Here is a 21,357-nt window from a genome sequence, read left to right as displayed (position 1 = left end):
TCACGGTCCACCAATCATTTACTCACCCCCGTCGTACTAGGCTCAATGAGCCGCGACGACGCCCGGCATCGGGCGAACGAGAGCCGAACCGACGACGACGGCCGGAAATGGCGATTCAGTCTCGACGAGGTCGGTCCCGACGGCGTCACCGAAGACACCGCGACCCCCGTGTCGACACCGATCGAGCCGGAATCGATCAACCCTGAGAATGCGCTCTTCGTGCTTCTCGGTGTCGTGCTCACTGTGGGCGTGTTAGCGCTTGGGATTTGAACACGGCGAGCCATCGCGCGAACGACCACTTATCCACCTCGCAGCCGTAGACCACGTATGGACGTGCTCGCACAGGGAGCGCTCGTCGGGCCGGACACGCTACCACTGCTGTTGTTGACGGCCGGACTGCTGTTGGCGATGGCCGAGGCGATCGCGCCGGGAGCGAACTTCATCGTCGTTGGGATCGCGCTGATCGGAGCCGGACTCGGTGGGCTGCTCTTTGCAACACTCGGAGTCGCCGGGGGCGTACTCACGCTTTTGATGGCAGCGCTCACGCTCATCTTCGGCGCCGTGGCGTTCTACGGCTACCACGAGTTCGACGTATACGGGGGGAAGGGTCAACAACAGACGAGTGACCGCGAGAGCCTCACCGGTACGACCGGGACAGTCGTCGAACCCGTTACCCCGCAGGGCGGCCAGGTAAAACTTGAGGGCGGGGGCTTCAACCCGCACTACTCGGCGCGGTCGATCGATGGTACGATCCCCGAAGGGGAGGAGGTGATCGTCGTCGATCCCGGCGGCGGCAATGTCGTCACCGTCGAGTCGATGGCGTACGTCGAAGACGACATCGACCGCGAACTCGCGGCCGAAAGAGCCCGCAACGAGGCACGCGCTGAGACGCCTCCCGACGACGCGACCACAGAGCCGGCGCGCGAGCACACGAAGTAGGGTGTCCGCCAGCGGTCGAGACGCACGTCACGCACACACCGCCGCCATCCGATCTGGGTGGTGCTGTCAGTCGTTCACGCGCAGTCACCGGATCACTCGGAGCTGTCCTCGGACCGCTCCCGTTTTGTTGCGAGCCGACGAGCCGCTTCACTCAGGCCGCCGGAGTCAGACGACCGGGACGAGGCGTCCCCCGCGTCCGCAGTATCTCCCGTTTCCAGAGACCGGTCTGCCACCGCGTGCGATTCGTCTTCAATTACAGCCGACTCGTCCGTCGTCGCCGACAGCTCGTCCGCCGTCCGCTCCCTGCTTGACGTCGTCAGCCCGTTGCCCAGCGTCGACCGCTCGTCGGGAGAGACGAACGCGGTCTCGACCGCCTGGACCATCTCCTCGACGGCCGGCTCATCGAGGCGGTCGGCGTACGCCTCGCGGACGAGATCGGGGACAGCGTATGCGTAGCGCCCCTCGCCCGTGTGTCTGATGAGGCCTGCCGTGCGAATGGGCCGCTGACGGCTGTAGGCGTGTCCGCGGTCGCCGTCACCACCGGCATCGATGTGGGCTGCCACCGGCTCGCTCGTACCCTTACGGCGGTAGTGGCGAAGCATGTCGCGTGAGAGTGGTGGGAGCGACGCGACCCGCCCTTTGAGCTCCTCGATCACAGCCTCTCTGGTACCGAGTTCGACCGCGTCGTCGAATCGGAGGGCCTCGGCGACGACATCGTCCCGCGTCACCGGCTCGACTGGATTCTCACTCGCGTCTGCTTCGGCGTCGCGTTCATCACCGTCGACGTCGCGTTCATCACCGTCGACGTCGCGTCTATCTTCGTCAACATCGCGTGTATTATGGTCTACGTTGCGCCTGTCGTTACTCTCGGCCGCGGTCGCCTCTTGCTCTGCCGCCTCAAGCGCCTCTGTCCCCGCACTCGCGCCCGCGTCGCCGTCGGCGGACTCGTACGCCTCGAGGTCGGCCTGTGCGGCGCGCTTCTGTGAGGCGACGGAGCCACCGGGGCCGCCGCGGTACGACGCTCCGGCTTTCCCGAGCAGCGCCTGTGCGAACTGGTCGGCCATAGTACTGAGGTCGCGGGCGTCCTCGAGTTCGCGCTCAAGCTGACGAATTTGTTGGTCTCGTTTCTCGAGCTCTTGGCGAAGATCCGCGAGTTCTGACTCCCGCCGGGCGTTCTCCTCTGAGATCGACTGGAGGTCACCGACGAGGTCGTCTGAAACCGACTTGAGTTCTGGCCGCTCGAAGTCGTCGAGTCCGGGTGTCGCTCCCGCGTCGAACGTCTGTTTGCGGTGGAACTGGATCCGCCGAATGGACTCGTCCCAGTCGGTCATCAAGAATGCCTCGCCGTCACGGAGGTCCTCGACCGCGCTCGCGTACTTGGAGCCGAGGATCCGGCCGACGACCTTCGTGTCGTTGTCCCAGGTGAGCCGGTGCCAGCAGAGCCAGTCACACTGGGTGATGAAGTCCTTTTTGACGTCTGCGGGGCGCTGGCTGATCCCGACGATGCCGAGTCCGTGTTTCCGTCCGCGTTTGCCCACCTTGATCAGCATCTTGCCCGTCTCGTCCATCCCGCCTCCTTCAGGGATGTACTCGTGACACTCTTCGACAACGAGCAAGAACGGCTTCTTGAGCCGCTTTTCCTTGGCGAAGAGGTGTTTAGTGACCTCCAACAGTAGCTCGTTGGCAACCGACTCCTCGAGGTACCCGGAGACGTCGAGGATGATCGGCACGTTTTGTTCTAACGCCAGCGTCGCCAGCTTTTCTGCGTGCTCCGGCGAGACGACGATGTCGCATTCGTCGTCTGCGCCGGCGTGGAGGATTTCATACGCCTCCTTGAGGCCGTAATACTCTCCGTCGGTATCGACGATCATGACAGGCAGGCCATTTGACAGGAGATTCTCGATAACGACTGACGCGGTGTTACTCTTGCCCGAGCCGGACTTACCCGTGATGAACGATCGCCCGGTAAGCACGTCGACAACCGGGAGTTCGACCGGTGATCCCGGCTCGGCTGTCGCGTCGCCACCCATCCCTTCGCTGACGTCGGCGACGTGGATCGCCTCCTCCTCGGCCATATCGCTTGTGGGAACCGCTTCCATCATAAAGTGTTGGCTCGCCGCGGTGGCGTCGCCGACACGACCGCGAGTCGACAACGCTCCTCACCCGAAAGCACCGAGTCCAGTCCACCGTACGCTGGCGGTGGCGCGCGCCTTGCGAGCACGCCGGAGGCGGGCTCGCGAGCGCGTGCGAGGGATGAGCGAGTCGCCGGCGGCGACTCGTGAATCGGCTGGGGAGGGCGTGGCGGTAAGTGGCGCCCGTGTGTCACAGGTCGTCTCGATCATACTACCGCAACACACGTATAGAATCGGCTGGGGAGGGTGTGGCTAAGTGGTGTCTGGCGGTCGCACAGTCGTCTCGATCATACTACCACAACACACGCACGGAGTCGGCTGGGGAGGGCGTGGCTGAAAGGAGGGCCCGGGTGTCACGAGTCACCAGGTTCACCCAGCCACTGTCACACACGTGTAGGACTGACCAGCCTCTACCATCCTCGACGCTCAGTGCTCGCCGCCGGTTCCACGCCGGTCCGAGTCGAGGTCGATATCGAGGTCCGCGAGCACGGCCTCGGCCTCCGCACGCTTCTCTTGGTGCTCGGCGAGGAACTCCCGCATCATCGTCGCCGCCTGCTCTTTACACCCGCCACAGAGGCGCTCGCCGTTCACACACTCCGTGTACACCTCGGCCGCGAGCCCGTCGTCGTCGTTCGCGAGCAGGTACGCGTACAGCTCGTAGACGGGACACTCGTCGGCCTCGCCGCCGAGTTCACGCTGTTTTGCCGCCGTCTCTCGGCCGCCGGTCGTCGCCGACTTCACCTTGTCGTAGCCGTCTTCGGGGTCGTCAAGCAGCGAGATGTGACTCGCCGGGATCGACGACGACATCTTCCCACCGGTGAGTCCAGTCATGAATCGGTGGTAGATCGACGACGGCTGGCGGAACCCGAAGCCGTCATGGGCGAGTTCGATCTCGCGCGCCAACGACTCGGCCTCAGCGCGCGACAGCTCGAAGGCGTCGACGTGACCCTCGAAGACGCGTTTCTCGCCGTCGACCGCCTCGATGAGCGCCTCGAACGCCGCCTCGGTCGCGTTGCGGTCGAAGAACCGCACCCGCGGCCGAAGCGGCTCTTTGCCCCCGGCGCGAAGCGTCTCTACCGCGCTCGGTGTGGCCGCCCGCAGCGCGTCGCCCGCCTCGCCCGCCGGCGGCTCGTAGTCGACGAGCCACTCGGCGGCCTCGGCCGAGCGAACGTCGTCGGACCCGTCGTCTCCCCCGCTGCCTGCTGCTGTGAGCGCGTCGTACGCCGTCCGCACGAGTCGCCGCTCGTCGTCGTCGAGCTCGAAGCTCGCGAACGCCTCGGTCACCTTGAAGTAACGGACGCGGGTCGCGAGGTCCCGCGTGAGTCGGACGTGGGGATCCTGGTCGGGCCCTACGGGGATCACCGTCGGCTTTGGCTCGTCGACGAGCTGTGGGTAGAGGATGTCTGCAGTCTGGGTGACCACGCTCTGCATGTGCGAGACGTTCGTCTCGCCGTCGAAGCCGTAGATCGCCTCGAACTCGGAGAAGTTGGCCTTCGCGCCGAGTTCGAAACCGAGGTCCTGGACTGCACGGTTGTCCGACTGTCGGTAGAGTTCGCCCGCCTCGGGGTCGAATCCGAGCGCGAGCAGCGAGAGCAGGTAGCTCCGGGCGTGCTCGTCGATCTCGTCCCACGACATCCCGCGTGCGGCGTGCGCCTCGAGGTCGGCGATCAGCCCGAAGACGTCGCCACCCTGCTGTTGGTGCCAGATCAGCTCGTCGAAGACGAGCTTGTGACCGATGTGCGGGTCACCCGTGGGCATGAATCCGGAGAGCGCCGCGAACGGATCGTCGTTCGCCATCGCCTCGGCGACCGCGTCGTACTCACGGTGACCGAAGATGACGCCCCGACGCATGAGGTAGTGTGGGGCCGGCACGTCGTCGACGACGTCGTCGAAGGCTTCGATGCCGAACTCAGCGAAGAGGTCGGCGTAGTCGCCGACCGACGCCGACCCCCACGGGTCGAGCGCGACGTCCTCGGTCGACCCGTCGGCGCGCCCGGTCCCGCCGTCCGTGCGGGGGATGTCTCCGTCCATACGCCCTATCCCGGCGGTCGAGGCAAAAACCGTTCGTTTGGGGTGGCGATCAAGACCGATTCCTACGGCGTCAGTCGTCCGACCGAGAGCCACCGGATCGAATCGTCCGTCGTGCTCCCACTGCGCTGTCGCGCACCCGCCTCGTCGACGACCGCGAACACCAACTCCTTGCGAACCCCGCCCGCCAACCGGACGTCGAGCGAAAGCTCGCGGGGCGCGAACCGATGACCCGGCTGCACGACGCGCACGAGGTGCGCCGAGTGGGGGAGGTCGTCGACGGTGTCGACGTCGCGGTACGTCCGAAAGTCGGCACCGAACTTGAACCCGGTCTTCGGGACGGTCTGGCGCGCACGGAGGGCACGATAGACGGCGAGCCGACGGTCGAATCGGTCACCCTCGACCGACCGACCGCGGCCGAGGATCGTCGCCACGGCGGCCGCGGGGTCGGCAGCGCGCGACGCATCCGTCACAGCCGCGTCCACGCCGTCCACCTCGTCCACATCACTCGCCGAATCCGTGAGCTGCAGCACACCGTCGGCGGCGAGCGAGGCGGCCTCGAGCAGCGAGAGCTGCACCACCCCCTCGACGGCAGCCGCCCGACCGGTGAGTCGCTGGCCGTAGAAGCCGCGTTCGTACAGCGCGTCGGGGGCGTCCCAGAGGACGACCCGGTCACCGACCACCTCGCCGGTCAACGTCGACGGTGGGTCGTACCGCGTCGCTCCCGTTACGTCGGCCTCGTCGGCCGCGAAGTAGGTGATGTCGCTCTCCTCGTCGACGACGGCGAGCGTCTGTCCAGACAGTCCGTCAACCGGGATCGACTCGCGCTCGCCGACGACACGAACCGGATGTTCGACGGCGCCCTCTCGTGGCGTCGACCCCCGCTCGTAGGCGACGAAGTCGACCGCGTCCGGAACGTCGGCACGTCCACCAGGCCACGGATCACGGGCGGGCGAGAGGTAGAACCCCCGGTCGCGGAGGTCAGCGTAGACGAGGTACCGCGTAAAGAAGCCGTCGACGGCCGCGGCGCTGTCGGCGACGAAGCGCCGGAAGCCGACGGGGTCGGCCGCCCTATCCCCGTCACCGAGGGTGACGCCCGCGAGGTCGCCGCGAAACAACAGGTGAGCCGTCTCGACCCGCGAGAGCGCGATCGCGTTCCCGTCGAGCGGGCGGCCGTAGCCGCGCGAGTCGTGAAAGCGCTGGCGGGCGTCGCCACCGACGTGGACCGACTCGCCTCGGATCTCCCCTGTCGGGTGCATGTCCGCACAGCCGGGTGGACCGGGTAAGGCGATTGCGGTCGACGCTGCATCGCGAGCCGTTCGACGGCCGGGCGCGGCCGTCGACAAGGGTAAGGCGCGAGCGACCGGACCGAGAGGTATGCCTGCGACCGCCCGCGTGACCCTCACTGTCCGTGCCGCCGAGAAGCGCGACGCCGGCCGAGGGATCGCCAGACTCCCCGAAGCGGCACGCAAGCAGCTCGGCCTGCTCAGCGGCGACACGGTGCGGATCGACGGCGACCGGTCGGCCGTCGCGAAGGTGTGGCCGGCCGGTCCGGAGGCGGCCGGTGACGTCGTACTTATCGACGCCGACACCAGGGCCAATGCCGGCGTCAAGATCGGTGACGCCGTGACCGTCGCACCAGTCGACGTCGCGGACGCCGACCGGGTCGTGATCGAAGCACCGTCGTCACTCGCCGCAGCCGACGTGAGCCGAGACGTCGTCGAGCGGGCCCTCGCCCGTGACCTCCGTGACCGACCGGTTACCCACGGTGAAGCCGTCCACGTCGAACGACTTGGCGGCCTCCGGTTCGTCGTCGGGCAGACCGAGCCGGCCGGCACCGTGCGGGTCACCGACGACACCACCGTCTCGCTCGCTGAGGGCGCCCTGCACGACACAGCAGGCGAGTCGAGCGACGCGAGCGCCGACGAACCAACCGCCGGTAGGACATCGATCGACACCACGACCGCCAGCGACACGACTGCCAGTGACACCACCACCGGCGACGCGACCAGCCCGCGCGACGAGCCCGCGCCGCCGGCCGAACACACCGCCGGAACGACCTACGAAGATATCGGTGGACTCGACGAGGAGTTAGAGCTGGTACGTGAGACGATCGAGCTCCCGCTCTCGGAGCCTGAGGTGTTCACCCGACTCGGGATCGACCCGCCGAAGGGGGTCCTCCTCTACGGGCCACCGGGAACGGGGAAGACGCTCATCGCCCGGGCGGTCGCCAACGAGGTCGACGCGGAGTTCTTCACCATCGACGGCCCGGCGATCATGTCGAAGTACAAAGGCGAGAGCGAAGAACGGCTCCGAGAGGTCTTCGAGCGGGCCGAGGCGGCCGCACCCGCTATCGTCTTCTTCGACGAAATCGACTCGATCGCCTCCGAGCGCGACGACGGCGGCGACGTAGAGACCCGCGTCGTCGGCCAACTCCTCTCGCTCATGGACGGGCTCGACGCGCGCGGCGACGTCCTCGTGATCGGTGCGACAAACCGCGTCGACGCGCTCGATCCCGCACTGCGACGCGGCGGCCGGTTCGACCGCGAGGTCGAGATCGGGGTCCCCGGTGAGGCAGGCCGGCGACAGATCCTCGACGTGCACACCCGGCGGATGCCCCTCGGCGACGACGTCGACCTCGACCGCCTGGCGGCACGGACGCACGGGTTCGTCGGCGCCGACATCGAGTCGCTCGCCCAGGAGGCGGCGATGACTGCGCTGCGGCGGGCCCGCACCGACGACGACGAGTCGCCGGCGTCGGTAACCGTTCGAGCAGGTGACTTCGAGGCCGCCCGCGCCGCGGTCGAGCCGAGCGCGATGCGCGAGTACGTCGCCGAACAGCCGACGACCAACTTCGCCGACGTCGGGGGTCTCGAAGCCGCAAAATCGAAGCTGGAGCGCGCGGTGAACTGGCCGCTCTCGTACGGACCGCTGTTCGAGGCCGCGAACGCCGACCCGCCGACGGGCATCCTCCTGTACGGACCGCCAGGCACCGGAAAGACGTTACTCGCGCGGGCCATCGCCGGCGAGAGCGGCGTGAACTTCATCGAAGTCGCCGGGCCGGAGCTGCTCGATCGCTACGTCGGCGAGTCCGAGAAGGCCGTGCGTGACCTCTTCGACCGCGCCAGACAGGCCGCACCCGTGATCATCTTTTTCGACGAGATCGATGCGATCGCGACGGCGCGCGACGGAGCTGGCGGGGGTGACTCCGGCGTGGGCGAGCGGGTCGTCTCGCAACTGTTGACCGAACTCGACCGCGCGAGTGACGACCCGAATCTCGCCGTGGTGGCGGCGACGAACCGGCGAGACGCACTCGACCCCGCACTGTTGCGTCCCGGCCGGCTGGAGACCCACATCGAGGTGCCAGCGCCAGACGGCGAGACCCGCCGCGCGGTGTTCGCAGTCCACACCCGTGAGACGCCCCTCGGGGACGACGTCGACCTCGACGAACTCGCAGACAAGACGGAGGGATACTCCGGCGCAGAGATCGCGGCGGTGTGTCGCGAGGCGGCGATGCACGCGATAGAGCGGGTCGCCGACGAACACGGCTCAGCGGCGGTCGACCACGCCGACGAGGTGCTCGTTCGGTCGAACGACTTCGACGCGGCGCTTGAGGCGGTGTCGCCCGCAGGTCTCTGATCGACCGAGACCCGCCAAGAGAGGTGCCGGATTACGGAACTCTGAGCAGCTGGTTCCGTGATTCACGCTACGCTCCGGATCAAACATGGTTCTATTTCGCCGCGGTGTGTACTCCCCAGCAATCGTCTCAGCGCGAACGCTGAGCCGGCCTTTCACTCTACTTCTCGGTCGCAAACGCACGACACAGTCGACACCTTGCTGTTCTAAAGAATCTCGGGCAGTTTCGGCACCTACCGTTATCCTTAGACGCCGGCCCGTGACTAACGTGCTCGTCGATGGGGGATGATCCAGCTGCTCAATGGCCGCGTCAGGCTCGCAGATTTCGACGCCGAAGTCTCGGTCTCTGAGGCGGCCAGTGGTGCTGACTTGGCGGGCGCACAGTGGGTTACGTCGGCTGGCCTGCCGGCGGTCCGCTTTACCGTGTTAGGACGACGCCGACCATCTGTGCTGGGTAACGCGAACGTCTTGGTCGTCCCGCTCGGTGAACATCCGCCGGTGCACGTGCTTGAAGCGACGTACGGCGACGCCCTGCATCTGCCCGCCCAGACAGCCCTCTGATCAGGGTCTGCCGTCTCGTCCGTTCATTTGCTCGCGCGATCAGGGTTCTTCGGCCAGGGGCGCATTGGCATCAAATATGAAAACTGAAGATCGTTATTTCACCAAACTTTCCCCACAGCCGAATATTTCAACGGTTCTCTTAGACAATACAATCGACATGTTTGGTAAATAAACGCAGGCAATTCTGTATATCAAAATATGTGTTTTTACAGAATATTCTCGTTAGCCATTAGTTTTAAATGACACCGGAAACTTCGATTTTGAGTACATTGCTCTATTCAAACGCCCTACATATTGGCGGGGCTGCCCGCTTGAGCGATCACTAATCACGCGCCGATGATAGCATACGCCAGCGTACACAACGGGGAAGAAGACGTAGCGACGGACGACCACAAAATCTCGTGGGGGGTGTAGAACGCCCCGAACCCGGTTGGCTGCTACTGGGTGGACAGGACATAAGCAAAGTGGAGAAGGAGCTCTGCGACTGTGCCGCATTCTTCGTGCGTGCTCAGTTGACAGATCCGTATAGTGTGCGTGTAGCGGGTCTACAGGGGTTGGGAACAGTGAGCCCTCAGGCGGTGGCAGCATGACGGGTGACTCAAATCGGCGCGAGAAAGCGCAAGCCATGTTCCTCTCGTTCATCATGGTCATGTCCATGATAGCGATCGGCGGCGCGGCGTTTGCTGGCTCTGCGGCGGCTGATGCTCCGCCGGATTCGACAACTGACTCGCCTGGTACGCTTCAAGTGTCCCTCTTGAACGAATCGACAGGGACTGTGAGTGCGACCTGGGGTGTGAACACGACATCCGGGACGATCAACGTCACTGATGGATCCGTAACCGATCAACAGGTCGCAGATATCGATCCTGCTACCGAGTCAACAAAAGCGATCCAGTTCGCTATCGATAACGCGACTACTGAGTATAGTACCGTTCGTGTTGGGCCTGGAACATACAATAGCTCTGACGACGTTGTGATTGATGTCGAAGGCCTGACTCTTGAAGGCCCGAACGCTGGGGTCGCTTTTGACAGCGACCAGCGTGGTGCTGAAGCGACGATTACCGGCAAGGTCAATATCGGAGGTACCGACAATAGTGCTACTCTCAGTGGTGAAGTTGTCATCGATGGAGTAGAGATGGCCACCACCGACAGTGGTGTGACTGATGGGGTTGTCAGTGTGGCTGACAGAGGGGAGAAGGTTGAGAACGCGACGATTAAAAACAGTGTTATCGATATCGAGCAGAGTGGTGTCGGTGTCGGTATCTACACTGAGGAAGTTGACAACCTCGCGATGGAGAATAACGAATTCACTGACTCCGGAAGTGGGACGTCAGTCGCATACAACGCTGCTGAGTCTCCCGTCAACACTATTGAGATGAGTGAGAATACGCTGACCGACGTTGACCGGCTGTACAATGAGGGCGCTGGATTCATTGAGGGACGCGGAATCTCTTCGACAACTGTCAACATCGTCGACAACGATGTTAACGGAGCAACCACGGCAATCGGCATCGGCGACTCGGCGGATGCGTTGGAGACCGTGGACTACGTCATTAGCGGAAATGAAATTGAGGCCAGCACCGTGGGTATCCTCCAGAATGGTGGAACCCCGGCCTCGTTCACCATCGAGAATAATGACTTCACTGGCGACAGTGGTACCATATATGTGGCTGATGAAGACAATCCGATTCTGGACCTCAGTGCCGTCCTGAACGACCAGGGTAACACGTTCGACAGGGCAGTAACTGTTGAGAACAGTAGCGGCGACATCGTGGTTGACAAAATCCTTGGAGGTATTGATCGAGCTGTCGATGAGGCCAGTAGCGATGAGACCGTCGTGGCTGAACCTGGAACCTACAACGAGAGCGTGAGCATCGGCACGGCGAACGTCACGCTCACTTCGACGGCCGGTGCTGACGAGACGACAATCAATGCAACCGGCAGTGGAGACGCGGTCTCTATCAGTTCCCAAGGAGTGACAGTTTCCGGCTTTACGCTGGTGACTGACTCAACCGGCGTGGATTTCGGTGCTGACGCTGACGCAGGAACCGGAATCGTTGTCTCCCAGAACAACATCGTTGATGTTAGCGAGGGAGTCAACGCAACTGATGGGTCAGGAACAGTTGACGCCACCTCGAACTGGTGGGGTAGTCAGGGCGGTCCATCATCTGACGACAACACGTATAATGAAACTAATCAAGGAGCGGGAGTCTCCGAGAACGTCACATTCGCCCCGTGGCTTGACGCAAGCACCGAGAACAATGGCCAGTCGTTCGCGCCAGTAACGAACGACTCTGAGGGGGAATTTGCTTCGATTCAGGCGGCGGTTGACGCTGCTGATACGGATGACATCATTAAGATTGAATCTGGAACGTACAACGAGAGTGTGAGCATCAATGTCGACGGCCTAACGCTCGAAGCCGCAGAGGGCGCAGAGCCGACGATTGACATTAGTGCAGATTCCAGAACTAACATTCCTGCTGATAATGTCACAATTAACGGCTTCTCGGTTGTGTTTGAGGGGCAGGCAGCCTACATCAGTGGCGACAACGTGACCATCGAAAACAACACGTTCGAGCTTGAGTAAAACAGTACTGGATACGCTCTACGGTACGAAGGTCGCACTAGTGATGGTGAGGTGCGCAATAACGAATTCGTCGGCATTACCAATTCCCAGCCGGGTGAGTTTGGTAATGGAGTAGTTATCTCTGGACCTGACGGTCACGAGGTCGTTGGGAACACGTTCGATGGTAACTCAATTGGAGTCAACGTCGGCTTCCAACAATCGGCAGGAGAACTGCTAGTCAGCGATAACACGTTCACAAGTCAAGATGACTTTGCGGTATTGCTGAACCACGACGATAGTGAATCGCCGAGCATCACTATCAGTAGTAATGACTTTGACTCCAACCCGACAGGTGTCCTTGCACTCTCGGGTGGCGATATTGACATCTCCAGTAATGCGTTCACTGGTGACAACAGTACTGTCTACGTGGACGATCAAGTAGATACGCTCACGCTCTCAGATGTGCTGAAGAATCAGGGTAACACGTTTGATTCTAACGTCATCGCCAACGACACGGTTATAATTCCCTCTGATCCGACAGCAAGCGTCACCACAAGTTCAGTTGCAGCGGGTGATCAGTCGGTCACAGCGGACGTTACCTTCTCAAGGACGGCTGGCGGTAACATCATACTCGACGTAGAAGACAACGATGGTGACTCGATTGCGTCACAACTGACATCGACCAGCAGCAACGGAACAGTGACGGTTGATCTCAGCCGGTCTGTCTCCGACGAGAACATCGACTTCGTCGTCTTCGAGACGGACGACACCGCAGTTGAACTCGACAGAGCCACCGTTACTGTCCCATCCCCACCGGACCCGGAGCCAAGCCCCGATCCGGCTAATTTCGGCGTATCCTTGTCTACACCAGATACCGTGACAGCCGGCGAGACGGTGACCGCGACCGCGACCGTCGAGAACACCGGTGGGCAGTCCGGAAGCCAGTCGATCAGCTTCAGTGTCGACGGTGAACAGGTCGATTCGACGTCGGTGTCACTCGATAGCGGTACGAGCCAACAGGTCTCGTTCAGCTACGACACCACGGTCAACGACACGCCCTCGGTCACGCTCCGAGTTGCAAGCGACGACGACACCGCCAGCAGCACGGTGAGCGTCAGTGCACCTGCGGCCGCCGCGTTCGATATCACCTCCGTCGACGCGCCCGACACGGTGACCGCTGGCGACACCGTCGAGGTCACAGCGACCGTCGAGAACACCGGTGAACAGTCCGGAAGCCAGTCGATCACGCTCGATGCCGGTGGAACGCAGGTCGATTCGGCGTCGGTGTCGCTCGATGGCGGCGAAAGCCAGGAGATCACGCTCACGTACACGACGACCACCGACGACGCACCCGCGGTCGAGCTCACGGTCGCGAGTGACACCGACTCGACCACCCGTAGCGTGAGCGTCACCGAACCCGCCGTATCTTCGTTCACCGTTGCCTCCGTCGAGACGCCCGACGCGGTGACTGCTGGCGAGGAGATTTCCGTGAGCACGACCATCGAGAACACTGGCAGTGAGAGCGGGACACAGCCGGTGTCGTTGCTCGTCGGTGGCAGCGAGGAGACGTCGAGAAGCGTCACCCTCGCTGCCGGCGAGCAAACGACCGAATCCTTCGGGTATTCAGTCCCCAGCAGTGCGACGACACAGCAGCTAACCGTCGGGGTCGAAACTGCGAACGACACCGCAACCAGTCAGGTACAGGTCAGTGGAGCGCTCAACCGGACGCCACTCCGTCTCCAAGCTAACGAGACATCGGTCGTCCGCGGTGAAGCCGTCGCGTTCACGGTGACCGACCCCACCGGCGCACCCGTCGACGCGACCGTCAGGGTGTTGGGGACAACACAACAGACGGGCGACGATGGAACGGCGACCATTCCGATAGAGACCGTCGGTCAACTCGATGCGGTCGCCACGAAGGCCGCAACCGACACCACGGAGTTCGCTCCGGCAAGCGTCTCGATCACCGCGTCGGCACCGACGCTGCGTGTTGACCGCCAGTCGGTGTCGTTCGGTGACGTCGCCGTCGGCGATACGGCAACCGTCGAGGTAACGGTGAGCAACCCGTCACCGACTGCCGTAGAGGTCGGGTCGCTGCGAGTGACCGGACCCGGCGCGAGCACGGTCACACTCGATCGAGACGCCGTCGCTGAGAGCATCCCAGCGAATGGGGACCGCACTCTCGCGGTCACGTTCACACCGCAGTCGGCTGGCACGATCTCGCCAACGCTCAGCGTCGACGACCAGACGGTCTCGATTAGCGGGACGGGCACCCAGCCGGAGCTCAACGTCGACACCGCGTTACCGATTGAGCTCACGACCGAGCCAGACAGCTCGGCCACGACGGCCGTTACGCTGTCGAACGATGGAAACGCTCCAGTGACGACACAGCTCACGATCGGTGAGTCGTTCACCCAGCCGGACACGGTCACCGTGGCCGCCGGCGGAACCGAGACGTTCGATGTCGAGTTCACGCCGCAGGCAAGCGACACACCGACCGTCACCACACAGCTTACCCTGACACCCACGAACGAGACGCTCTCACCGACGACGGTTCCGGTCGTCGGAACCATTACTAACCGAGAGGTCACGGCCCAGACCACGGCGGTGAACTTCGATGCCGTGCCGATCAACGACACGCAACGCACGGGCGTCGTCATCGAGAATACGGGTACGACGACAGAGACGCTCACAGCAACGACCGATACGGATGCGTTCGAACTCGGTAGCGACGACCGTGAGTTCACTCTCGCACCCGACACGCAAGCGTTCCTCACCGTCACAGCGACCCCCGCCGAAGCGGGCGAGAGCTCCGGGAGTCTGCGTATCGAGAGCGCCGACGGGGAGGTAACCGAGAGCGTGTCACTCTCGGTCACGGGGCAAGCCCCTGAGCTGAGCGTTGCCACATCCGACCCGCTCTCGTTTGACGCGACTCCACAGGGGTCGACGGCGACGCAAGCGATCGACATCTCGAACCCGGGCGATGGAACCCTCACCGTACGTACTGACCAACAACTCGGTGAGACCGCATTTGCGGTACCGATAGACGGCTCGCTTTCGATTCCAGCTGGGGAGAGTCGACAGCTCCCGGTCCGGTTTACGCCGGAGGCAGCCGGACAGACGACAGCCGAGCTGACGCTCGTGACGAACGACCCAGAAGCGCCACAGCGGAGTATTACGCTACAGGGTAATGGCATCGCGACAGACGTTCTGCTCTCGACCGGACAACTCGAATTCGGCGCGGTAGGCGTTGGGAATGCGACGACAGAAACGCTGGCCGTCACGAACAACGGGAGTTCGTTCACCGTCTCAGACGTCTCCGTCGAGGGAACGGCCTACGAGACGACGACGAACCTCGCCGGGACGACACTCGAGAATGGCGACTCTACCGAGGTTGAAGTCCAGTTCGACCCCACCGCGGGTGGCACGCAGACTGGAACGCTCACGGTTAGTGGACGCACCGATACGGACAGCACCACGCTCACAGCGGCACTGACTGGACGTGGCCAGACGGCCGACCTCCGCGTGGGTACACAGACACTCCGGACGGGCGTCACAACGACAGACGGCCAGACGACCGGGGCAGTGACGATCGAGAATCCCGGGCCTGCCGGGAGCCAACTCGCTATCGACGACGTCGACCTCGCCGACACGGAGCAGTTCAGTCTGGATTCGGATGGCGTCACCGAAGAGACGGTGATATCTGGACAATCCGAGGCAACGCTCCCGGTGACGTTTACCCCAGCAGCTACCGGGCCGAGTGTGAGAGAAACGGAACTGACGATCGAGGCGTCGAGCGGTCAGGAGCGCTTCACGCGAACGCTCGACGTTGCTGGTACGGTGAGTTCCCCGGACCCGACCGTGTCGACGGATGAACTCACGGTTGGCGATATTCCGGCCGGTGAGACGACACGGCGAACGATCACGGTCTCGAACGACGGCGGTGAGCCGTTCAGTATCACGGGTGTCGATGCAGGGGCGAGTGGGGTCCGCGCCGAACAGGTCGGCAGCGGCGAAATCGTCGCAGGGGAAGACCGAACCATAGCTGTGGTCGTCAACCGGTCGGTTGGCGGATCCTTTGACACGACAGTCGATATCTCGACGACGGCGGAACCGCTCACTACCAGCTTGACCGGGACTGTCGCCACGCCAACCTTCGCACTCGCGAGCGAGAGTGTGAGCTTCGAGGATACGCCGACTCGGAGTGCGACCCAGCAGTCAGTCGACATTGAGAACACCGGCGACGCGCCACTCGTTGTCGCGACGCCGACGATCGAGGGCGCGAACGCTGAGGCATTCAGTCTGCTCTCTGGTGACCGAGAGCTGCGTATTGCGCCTGGACGCAGCGAGACGGTCACCGTCGGCTTCAATCCAACCACCGCAGGTGAGAACACGGCAACCCTCTCGATCCGGCCGCAAAACGATCCGGCCGTAGAGACGCCCCGGCAGCTAGCCCTGAGCGGGCGCGCCACCGAAAGCGACGTTGGCCTCACTAATCCCGCGGTTAGCTTTGGCGCGCTGAATCCCGAAACGACACAAACGCGGTCTGTGTCGTTCGTAAACGATGGCACGGCTCCAGTAGAGATCACAGGGGCGTCTGTCACCGGGACGGATAGTGGTGCCGTTACCGTCGATGGGCTACAACAACAACGCGTCCAGCCAGGCGACACGACGTCGTTTGATATTACAGTCGACACGGCGGGCCGTGAACGGGGGACGCTTGCCGCCCAAGTCGCAATTGCAACGACAGGCGAAACGGTCACGGCACCCGTCAGTGCGACAGTTGCGAGTCCAGAACTCGCCATCGCCCCCTCGACGGAGACGACTGTGGGCACCGTGCGTGTGGGCGAAACCGCCACGACGGATGTCCAAGTTGCGAACGACGGGAACGCGCCACTTGAGGTCACAGGCGTCTCGACGACTGGTCGTGATGCCGCCGCGTTCAACGTGGTTGACAGTCCCACCGGGTCGATTAGTTCGGGAAGCAGCGGGAGAGCAACGATCGAGTTCGACCCCGCGGCGCTCCCTGACGCGGCAACTCGAGCCCAGGGTATACCGCTTGATGCGAGCGCATCACTCGAGGTCGTTACTGCGACCGGAGACCAGCAGTCGGTCTCGCTTTCCGGCGCTGCTGAAACCGGGGCACTCACCACGCCACGAACGTTCCAGTTCGGAACGACGACGATCGGGGAGACGAGAACACAGAGCTTCACCGTAGCAAACGCACCGTCTGCGACGACGCCAATCGACGTCACAGGAGTGACCGTCAGTGGTCGTGACGCTGGTGCGTACGCGGTGACGCTTTCGGACAGTGACCTGCCCCGGACGCTGGCTCCAGGTGAGTCAGCAACGGCCACCGTCCGCCTCACGCCGACTTCGCCGGGACAGAAGTTCGCCACACTGACGGTACAAACTGCCGACCCGCGTCAGTCGGTCAGCAAGGTCGGCCTGTCCAACACAGATACCGTGTACGCCGTCGAGTACGGCAGCATCGACGTGCAGTACATCAACCCCACTCCGGGTCAGCCGCTCGCCGTTAACGTGGATCAAGGGCTTGGAACGGCAAATGCTACGCTCGTCAGTACCAGTAGTGTCGTAAACACGAGCGAGGACTACGCCGTGAACTACACCTTCGGCGTTACGCCGTCGGCGGTCGGGGCAGACGCCCCACTTCAAGCGGCACGTGACGGTGAGGTCGCCGTGCAGTATCTCGATGCGACGACGACGGCACAGCCGGCGCAGTTCGATGCATCAACGCTCCAAATCGAGGTCAGTAAGGCTGCAATCGCGGCGCGAAATGCGGCACCTGAGAACGTGACCGTGTACCGAGAGAACGACGGCGAGTACGAGCCTGTAGCCACCACGCTGTTGTTCGAAACGACCCGTGGCTATGTGTACGAGGTCACTACCGGTAGCTACTCGGGTTTCGCTGTTGGTGTCACAGACGAGACGGCAGACGGTGAGACCGGTGGCGACGACGGCGAAGACGGAGACACTGGTGGCGTCGATGATGGCGACGATGGGACCGAGGGCGGCGGTGGTGGCGGTGGTGGCGGCGGAGGTGGTGGCGGCGGTGGGGCTGCAGACCCCGAATTCGTCGTCTCCGATCTAACCCCGCAGACGGCTACGGTAGAACAAGGTGAGACGGTCACCGTTACTGCCACCGTCGGATCTGATAGCTTCCTCGAAGACACTCAACGCGTTGAGCTTCGTATCGGAAATGAGACCGTCGCGACGCGATCAGCAACGATCGCGCTTGACGAGCGCAAGACCGTTGAGTTCACCAACGTCTCAGTCGAGCTGGCTGCTGGTGAGTACACTCTCGGCGTGTATGCCGACGATGATAGGGCAACTGGAAACATAACCGTGCCCTCCGAAGAGACCGAAGAACCCGCGACCGAGACGGACCCCGCCGAACCGGCTACTGAGGACCCCAACCAGACTGCTACCGACTCTCAGACTGAGGACGACGGGCAGACTGAAGACGGGATCCCTGGATTTGGCCCTCTCGTCGGGATTGTCGCACTACTCACCATTGCTCTACTGGCTATCGCTGTCAGCCGAGCACGAGGCCGTAACTGACTCAGCTATGACGAACCGCCTCGGAGGCACATTCCGAGGCACTCTGTCTGAAGTCCCGCGATGGAGTTTCTCCACGCGCACACGGAGAAAGAAGACACATGTGTCATCCTATCTTGATTGAATTCGAGAGCCTTATCGCAGTAGTTGCCGAATCAATTCTCCCACGAGTAAGTATTCATATGCATCATCATTAATCTCGCCGACTACCCCCGTATGAAAACAAACGAATTTTACAGTTTGTAAGATGTTTACCGGAGTCTACACAATCTGATGGTCGTTTGCGGCGTTGATCGGCTGATTCGGCAACTACCGCTCGGGACGGGGAGGATATCAGTCGTGGCCGTGCTCTGTGCCGCCGTCCGCCTCGTCGACGGCGCCGGCACCGAAGTCGTCAACCGGCGTCACGCTGTAGTCGACGGTGAGGGTGTCTTTCGTGGCGCGGATCTTGCCGACGAACGTCGAAATCTCCGCGAGTCGCCCCTCAAGAATGAACAGCTCCATGCAGTATCGCGAGGCGACGTGGGTGTGGAAGTTCGAGACGACGAGCGTCTCGTGTTCGTGTCGGAGGTGCATCATCCGTTCTTCGACACTTGTCGTCTCGTAGTCGAAGAGCACGGTGACGACAGCCATGAGCTGTCGCTCCTCAAGACGGGCGTCCTCGAACTCACCAAGGAGGTTCCGAGAGGCCTCCCGTACCACCTCACTCCGGCCAGTGTAGCCGTGTTCGTCTGCGAACTCGTCGATACGGTTCAACAGCTCCTCCGGCATCGAGACGCTGACGACGGTCATGATATTAATCCAGGCGGCGACAGTTGTTACTCCTTTGGGTCCGCGTGGCGCCCCGGTGCGGTCGACTGCCGCCCGGCGGAGCGAATCGACGTGGGAACCGACACCACAGGCGGGGCGAACGGGGAACTCACTCGGCGGTCGACGGGTCGTCTCCGCGGTGGGCGTCGACCTGCGACGAGAGCCACGCGTGGTGCTCGAGGAGGGCCGTCTCGCCTGCCGACGAGAGCGCGTAGACGTCCGCGAGTCCATCCCGACGACGAGTGAGATAACCGCTCTCGACGAGCGACGAGAGGGTCGCATAGAAGCTCTGCGGGTCGATTCGCTCGTCGTAGTGCCGCTCGATTCGGGCTTTGATCGACTGTGCGCGCAACTCGCCGGCCGCGTACACCACCGCACAACAGTCGCGCCGACGGCCGCTGTGAAACCACTTCGCCATGCAGATCTATCCGCCGCCAGCGTCACCACGGTTTCGGTCGCGTCCGCGGGGTTCAACGGCCCCGACGGTCACAGCGACGGATCGCCGCCGGCGTCGGTGGGATGGCTCGGCCTCAGGGCCCCCGGATGTGCACCGAGGACCCGAGGTACTTGTGGAGGACCTCGTCGACGCCGTCGGCCTCGAATCGAGAGAGATCGGCCGCGATCGCCGTCTCGAGCGCGTCGAGGTACGCCCGGTCGGTCCGCAGCTCGCGGAACGCGGCCTCCACGACGGTGACGCCGAGTCGGTCGCCGAGAAACGCCCTCGTCGAAGGCTCGTCGCCCACGGACCCGCGCCAGAGCCGATCGCGGAACAACAGCCACCCCTCGGTGCCGGGCTCGGGGGCAGGCACCTCAACGACCGTCTCGAACCGGTCAGGCGAGACGCTGGCACGGTCCGGATCCAGTTCGAACGTCACGCGAAAGACGTAGGCGGCGTTCACGGCCAACTCGTCAGCACGAGGATGAATATCGGTTTCGGCGATTTTCGCGTGGTGTCGACGAAGCGAAACGACAAGCTACATACCGACGTACGACACAGACCTGGCTATGTTGACCCGGCTCCGCTCGGCCGTCGAGCGCGCGTACCTCCGGTACCTGCGGCGACGGATCGAGACGGTTCCGACACACGTCGCGGTCATCCAAGACGGCAACCGCCGGTACGCCCGCGACCGCGGTGCTGCGGTCCCGGACGGCCATCGTGCCGGTGCAGACACGACCGAACGCGTGCTCGACTGGTGTGCCGACATCGGCGTCTCCGAGCTGACGCTGTACGCGTTCTCGACCGAGAACTTCGCGCGTCCCGACGCGGAGTTGGAGCCACTCTTCGACCTACTCGAGGCCAAACTACGCGAGTTTGCCGACGCTGACCGGGTCCACGACCAGGGCGTACAGATCCGGGCACTCGGTGACGTCGAGCGGCTCCCGCGGCGGGTTCGCGAGGCGGTCGCGTACGCCGAGCGTCGCACCGAGCGAAACGACCAGTTCACGCTGAACGTCGCACTCGCGTACGGCGGGCGGACGGAGCTGCTCGACGCCGCCCGCGGTGTCGCCCGCGACGTCGCCAACGGCCGGCTCGACCCCGACGACGTGGACACCGAGACGGTGGAAACGCGGCTCTACGACCGCCCGATTCGCGACGTCGACCTGATCGTTCGGACCGGCGGGGACGAACGCACCTCGAACTTTCTCCCGTGGCACGCGAACGGCAACGAGGCGGCCGTCTACTTCTGTACCCCGTACTGGCCGGAGTTCTCCGAGGTCGATTTTATGCGGGCGATCCGAACGTACCAGTCGCGGGATGAGTCGTGGCAGCGGGCGCGGGCCGAGCGCGCCACAGCCCTCGTTCGAGCGGTCGCCGAGGTCGAGCTCGCAGAGGCACGGCGGGTGGCGCGTCGACTCCGGGAGCGGCTCCCACGGACCGACGGCGACGAGGTCGTCACAGCGCTCGCCGACACCGGGCACCGGTCGTCGCTGTCCGGAGCAACAGGTGCCGAGGAGGACCGTGAACACGAGGACCCTGGGTCGGCCGACTGAGACACATTACGGAAAATTCGAGGCGAAAGCCTCGCCCTTCAGGGCGGGGAGGATGTCAACGCCGACGAAACGGACCAGTGCCGACACATCGGCCGCCCGCTTGTGTCGCCGATG

13 protein-coding genes are annotated in these 21,357 nt (G+C 63.4%); 7 read left to right on the top strand and 6 right to left on the bottom strand.

Annotation, left to right across the window (positions count from 1 at the left end; all coding sequences use genetic code 11):
- Positions 1-45: 45 nt before the first annotated feature.
- Complete coding sequence (locus ACWUI7_RS02615) at positions 46-270, top strand: DUF7312 domain-containing protein (protein ID WP_496640628.1); 225 nt, start codon at positions 46-48, stop codon at positions 268-270.
- A gap of 57 nt (positions 271-327) precedes the next feature.
- The gene (locus tag ACWUI7_RS02610) at positions 328-939 is read left to right on the top strand and encodes an NfeD family protein (RefSeq protein WP_496640627.1); all 612 of its coding nucleotides are present in this window, start codon (positions 328-330) and stop codon (positions 937-939) included.
- A gap of 92 nt (positions 940-1,031) precedes the next feature.
- Here the strand turns inward: ACWUI7_RS02610 and ACWUI7_RS02605 are convergent, their stop codons facing one another.
- The 3 genes from ACWUI7_RS02605 to endA form a co-directional block, all read right to left on the bottom strand.
- On the bottom strand, positions 1,032-3,014 hold the full coding sequence (locus tag ACWUI7_RS02605) for a helicase HerA domain-containing protein (RefSeq protein ID WP_496640626.1): 1,983 nt from the start codon (positions 3,012-3,014) through the stop codon (positions 1,032-1,034).
- A 483-nt stretch (positions 3,015-3,497) separates the two neighbouring features.
- Positions 3,498-5,102, bottom strand: a complete 1,605-nt coding sequence (locus tag ACWUI7_RS02600) for a tryptophan--tRNA ligase (RefSeq protein WP_496640624.1) — start codon at positions 5,100-5,102, stop codon at positions 3,498-3,500.
- Positions 5,103-5,164: 62 nt separating this feature from the next.
- Entirely contained in the window at positions 5,165-6,358 is a 1,194-nt protein-coding gene (gene endA / locus ACWUI7_RS02595) for a tRNA-intron lyase (RefSeq protein ID WP_496640623.1), read from the bottom strand.
- Positions 6,359-6,476: 118 nt separating this feature from the next.
- Here endA and ACWUI7_RS02590 point away from each other — a divergent pair, with 118 nt between their 5' ends.
- From ACWUI7_RS02590 to ACWUI7_RS02575, 4 genes are all read left to right on the top strand, one after another.
- Positions 6,477-8,738: an AAA family ATPase gene (locus ACWUI7_RS02590; protein ID WP_496640675.1), complete on the top strand. Its 2,262-nt coding sequence runs from the start codon at positions 6,477-6,479 to the stop codon at positions 8,736-8,738.
- Between the two features lie 282 nt (positions 8,739-9,020).
- Complete coding sequence (locus ACWUI7_RS02585) at positions 9,021-9,296, top strand: hypothetical protein (RefSeq protein ID WP_496640622.1); 276 nt, start codon at positions 9,021-9,023, stop codon at positions 9,294-9,296.
- 625 nt (positions 9,297-9,921) lie between these two features.
- The gene (locus ACWUI7_RS02580; RefSeq protein ID WP_496640621.1) at positions 9,922-11,883 is read left to right on the top strand and encodes a surface glycoprotein; all 1,962 of its coding nucleotides are present in this window, start codon (positions 9,922-9,924) and stop codon (positions 11,881-11,883) included.
- 51 nt (positions 11,884-11,934) lie between these two features.
- Positions 11,935-18,444, top strand: coding sequence for a choice-of-anchor D domain-containing protein (locus tag ACWUI7_RS02575; protein WP_496640620.1), 6,510 nt, complete (start codon positions 11,935-11,937; stop codon positions 18,442-18,444).
- 330 nt (positions 18,445-18,774) lie between these two features.
- On the opposite strand, the gene ACWUI7_RS02570 is transcribed toward ACWUI7_RS02575, so the two are convergent.
- From ACWUI7_RS02570 to lwrS, 3 genes are all read right to left on the bottom strand, one after another.
- Positions 18,775-19,233, bottom strand: a complete 459-nt coding sequence (locus ACWUI7_RS02570; RefSeq protein ID WP_496640619.1) for a CopG family ribbon-helix-helix protein — start codon at positions 19,231-19,233, stop codon at positions 18,775-18,777.
- A gap of 127 nt (positions 19,234-19,360) precedes the next feature.
- The gene (locus ACWUI7_RS02565) at positions 19,361-19,669 is read right to left on the bottom strand and encodes a PadR family transcriptional regulator (protein ID WP_496640618.1); all 309 of its coding nucleotides are present in this window, start codon (positions 19,667-19,669) and stop codon (positions 19,361-19,363) included.
- Between the two features lie 112 nt (positions 19,670-19,781).
- On the bottom strand, positions 19,782-20,150 hold the full coding sequence (lwrS, locus tag ACWUI7_RS02560) for an LWR-salt protein (RefSeq protein ID WP_496640617.1): 369 nt from the start codon (positions 20,148-20,150) through the stop codon (positions 19,782-19,784).
- Between the two features lie 106 nt (positions 20,151-20,256).
- Here lwrS and uppS point away from each other — a divergent pair, with 106 nt between their 5' ends.
- Positions 20,257-21,243 carry a polyprenyl diphosphate synthase gene (gene uppS / locus ACWUI7_RS02555; protein ID WP_496640616.1) on the top strand — a complete coding sequence of 329 codons (987 nt, stop codon included), beginning with the start codon at positions 20,257-20,259 and terminating at the stop codon, positions 21,241-21,243.
- Positions 21,244-21,357: the final 114 nt, after the last annotated feature.

Source organism: Halorubrum orientale, from assembly GCF_059623105.1.
The sequence above is the reverse complement of the archived record's forward strand: the minus strand, read 5'-3'. Positions and strand labels throughout refer to the sequence as shown.

Bases quoted from the DNA above. Each gene is read 5' to 3' on its own strand.
- ACWUI7_RS02615 (WP_496640628.1), top strand. From the start codon at position 46: ATGAGCCGCGACGACGCCCGGCATCGGGCGAACGAGAGCCGAACCGAC.
- ACWUI7_RS02610 (WP_496640627.1), top strand. From the start codon at position 328: ATGGACGTGCTCGCACAGGGAGCGCTCGTCGGGCCGGACACGCTACCA.
- ACWUI7_RS02605 (WP_496640626.1), bottom strand. From the start codon at position 3,014: ATGGCCGAGGAGGAGGCGATCCACGTCGCCGACGTCAGCGAAGGGATG.
- ACWUI7_RS02600 (WP_496640624.1), bottom strand. From the start codon at position 5,102: ATGGACGGAGACATCCCCCGCACGGACGGCGGGACCGGGCGCGCCGAC.
- endA (WP_496640623.1), bottom strand. From the start codon at position 6,358: ATGCACCCGACAGGGGAGATCCGAGGCGAGTCGGTCCACGTCGGTGGC.
- ACWUI7_RS02590 (WP_496640675.1), top strand. From the start codon at position 6,477: ATGCCTGCGACCGCCCGCGTGACCCTCACTGTCCGTGCCGCCGAGAAG.
- ACWUI7_RS02585 (WP_496640622.1), top strand. From the start codon at position 9,021: ATGATCCAGCTGCTCAATGGCCGCGTCAGGCTCGCAGATTTCGACGCC.
- ACWUI7_RS02580 (WP_496640621.1), top strand. From the start codon at position 9,922: ATGTTCCTCTCGTTCATCATGGTCATGTCCATGATAGCGATCGGCGGC.
- ACWUI7_RS02570 (WP_496640619.1), bottom strand. From the start codon at position 19,233: ATGACCGTCGTCAGCGTCTCGATGCCGGAGGAGCTGTTGAACCGTATC.
- ACWUI7_RS02565 (WP_496640618.1), bottom strand. From the start codon at position 19,669: ATGGCGAAGTGGTTTCACAGCGGCCGTCGGCGCGACTGTTGTGCGGTG.
- uppS (WP_496640616.1), top strand. From the start codon at position 20,257: ATGTTGACCCGGCTCCGCTCGGCCGTCGAGCGCGCGTACCTCCGGTAC.